Source organism: Shigella sp. FC1661, assembly GCF_001712525.1.
Lineage (GTDB): Bacteria > Pseudomonadota > Gammaproteobacteria > Enterobacterales > Enterobacteriaceae > Escherichia > Escherichia coli.
In genome coordinates this window covers 1-2,572 of record NZ_MDGW01000252.1, presented here as the reverse complement: position 1 = coordinate 2,572, position 2,572 = coordinate 1, and the positions used below count along the sequence as shown (strand labels likewise).

Genomic DNA, 2,572 nt, shown 5'->3' with positions numbered 1-2,572 from the left:
GTCCTAAAGTGCCTTCAGGAACAGATAATCGGGAAGCGCCTTCACTGATCGAAAGCTGATTTTCAGGAACCGTTTTGACGGCTTCGGCTTTAAACTCCGTAGAGTAACGTTGGGTTTTTCTGCTCATTATTGGCTCCTTCTGATGCCATTCTATTTCAGGAAGGAGTGTCCGTTAAACTCAGGCTACCTCAACTCTCGTCTGGGGAATATCTCCCCGGCAGCCTTCAGGATAAAATATTATCAGATGACTGCTTAGAAAAAGAACAAATGGTGGTGTCCGCTATTGCCAGTACACCTCAAGCTTCTTACCATATTTGAAATAAAGCTCAATAGCGCAAATTTTTTGTTCTTCAGTAAACATGTTTCATCTTCTGAGAGTCCAGGAAATCGTCCGCATCCCCATTACCGTCTTATATCACTGGCGCTGACATGTGCTCATTGATGAAGTGAATCTGAATGACATGTTTTGCCATATCAACGCCAACCGGTGTATATTTCATTTGTGGAGTCTCCAGTCTGAGGACGCTTTATGCATCCCGTATTGGGCAGTATGATGCCGGAAAGCTGCGAGGCTCCACACCTGCCAGTTTCACCCTTTTAACCATCATACTACTCCGTGTTTAATTGTGTGGGATGCGTTCATTACATTTTAACAGTGTCACCCCGTCGGCCACGAAAGATAAACAGGTGACCAGAAAAGGGATCTTCATCCAGCACATGCTATATCTTGAACGTAACAACCTGACCCTCCGCACCCGCATCAAGCGGCTGGCACGTAAAACAATCTGCTTCTCGCGTTCCGTGGAAATCCACGAAAAGTCATCGGCTCCTTCATTGAAAAACACATATTCTACTGATTGGAAGCGCCACCCGAAAAAGTATCGTTTTTTTACAGTAAACTTCATTTAGCCGACTATAATGTAAAAAAATAAATTTTTTACCAAAATATAATATAAGGAAGTAATATGCTTACACAAACTATATTCCCTTGTCTTCCCAAAAAACAAGAAAATATCATCCCTGAAGTATCAAATACTATATTAGTATCTTCTACTGTTACTACAGATGGATGTACTGTTTTTAATAAACAAAAACAGCTATATACGAATTGCAAATACCTGCTACCAACCGAACGAAAAAGTTGAAATTCACAGCTACAGAAATACAATGGTTGACAAAGATAAATGAAGCCGGAATTGATGAAAAACAAAGCCAACGGTATTCTGATTTCTGAAGTTAATTTCAGGCTCGTTTAAGCTCTATTTTCAAAAAAATATATTAGGGTTTGTTACTAATAACTTCTGAAAACAGAAAAAAATAGAGCAGTAATTCTATTTCAGAGAGGAGTAACTCCATCTATCCTCGATACGTACTGAACGTTATCGTGATATATTCATCATGCTTTCTTCACCATTATTCGAGTACAGGGAGAGACGCAATGACCTTAAATACCTTTTTATGGCTGAATTACCATTCTCAGGAATAACAGCAGACTCCTTCTCATAGACGGCTTAGGGGGAAAGCAATACCCGGAGAAAGGGTACAAAGCAAACTGTTTTAAAATTAATAAGCTATATTCTATTTCACTAGAATTCTTATCGTTGATAAGAAATTTTAGTTATAATGATTAAATCAACCAATATACAGGCAATCGGTTCTGGTATTATGCATCAAATAAACAATATATACTCGTTAACTCCATTTCCTTTACCTATGGAACTGACTCCATCTTGTAATGAATTTTATTTAAAAGCCTGGAGTGAATGGGAAAGGAACGGTACCCCAGGCGAGCAACGCAATATCGCCTTCAATAGGCTGAAAATATGTTTACAAAATCAAGAGGCAGAATTAAATTTATCTGAGTTAGATTTAAAAACATTACCAGATTTACCGCCTCAGATAACAACACTGGAAATAAGAAAAAACCTATTAACACATCTCCCTGATTTACCACCAATGCTTAAGGTAATACATGCTCAATTTAATCAACTGGAAAGCTTACCTGCCTTACCCGAGACGTTAGAAGAGCTTAATGCGGGTGATAACAAGATAAAAGAATTACCATTTCTTCCTGAAAATCTAACTCATTTACGGGTTCATAATAACCGATTGCATATTCTGCCACTATTGCCACCGGAACTAAAATTACTGGTAGTTTCTGGAAACAGATTAGACAGCATTCCCCCCTTTCCAGATAAGCTTGAAGGGCTGGCTCTGGCTAATAATTTTATAGAACAACTACCGGAATTACCTTTTAGTATGAACAGGGCTGTGCTAATGAATAATAATCTGACAACACTTCCGGAAAGTGTCCTGAGATTAGCTCAGAATGCCTTCGTAAATGTTGCAGGTAATCCACTGTCTGGCCATACCATGCGTACACTACAACAAATAACCACCGGACCAGATTATTCTGGTCCTCGAATATTTTTCTCTATGGGAAGTTCTGCCACAATTTCCGCTCCAGAACACTCCCTGGCTGATGCCGTGACAGCATGGTTCCCGGAAAACAAACAATCTGATGTATCACAGATATGGCATGCTTTTGAACATGAAGAGCATGCCAACACCT

Annotated in this window: 2 protein-coding genes and 2 pseudogenes; 3 read left to right on the top strand and 1 reads right to left on the bottom strand. The window is 39.3% G+C overall.

Features of this window, described 5'->3' with window-relative positions; translation table 11 throughout:
- Positions 1-127 (bottom strand): transposase (locus tag BFF42_RS14765; RefSeq protein ID WP_073848895.1); only part of this gene is annotated, 127 nt, incomplete at its 3' end.
- A 548-nt stretch (positions 128-675) separates the two neighbouring features.
- Here BFF42_RS14765 and BFF42_RS27280 point away from each other — a divergent pair.
- The 3 genes and pseudogenes from BFF42_RS27280 to BFF42_RS14750 form a co-directional block, all read left to right on the top strand.
- Positions 676-857, top strand: a pseudogene (locus tag BFF42_RS27280) (IS1 family transposase); the annotation flags it as partial.
- A 108-nt stretch (positions 858-965) separates the two neighbouring features.
- A pseudogene (locus BFF42_RS14755) lies at positions 966-1,234 on the top strand (hypothetical protein).
- A 389-nt stretch (positions 1,235-1,623) separates the two neighbouring features.
- A partial coding sequence (locus BFF42_RS14750) for a leucine-rich repeat domain-containing protein (RefSeq protein WP_290124133.1) occupies positions 1,624-2,572 on the top strand: 949 nt, incomplete at its 3' end.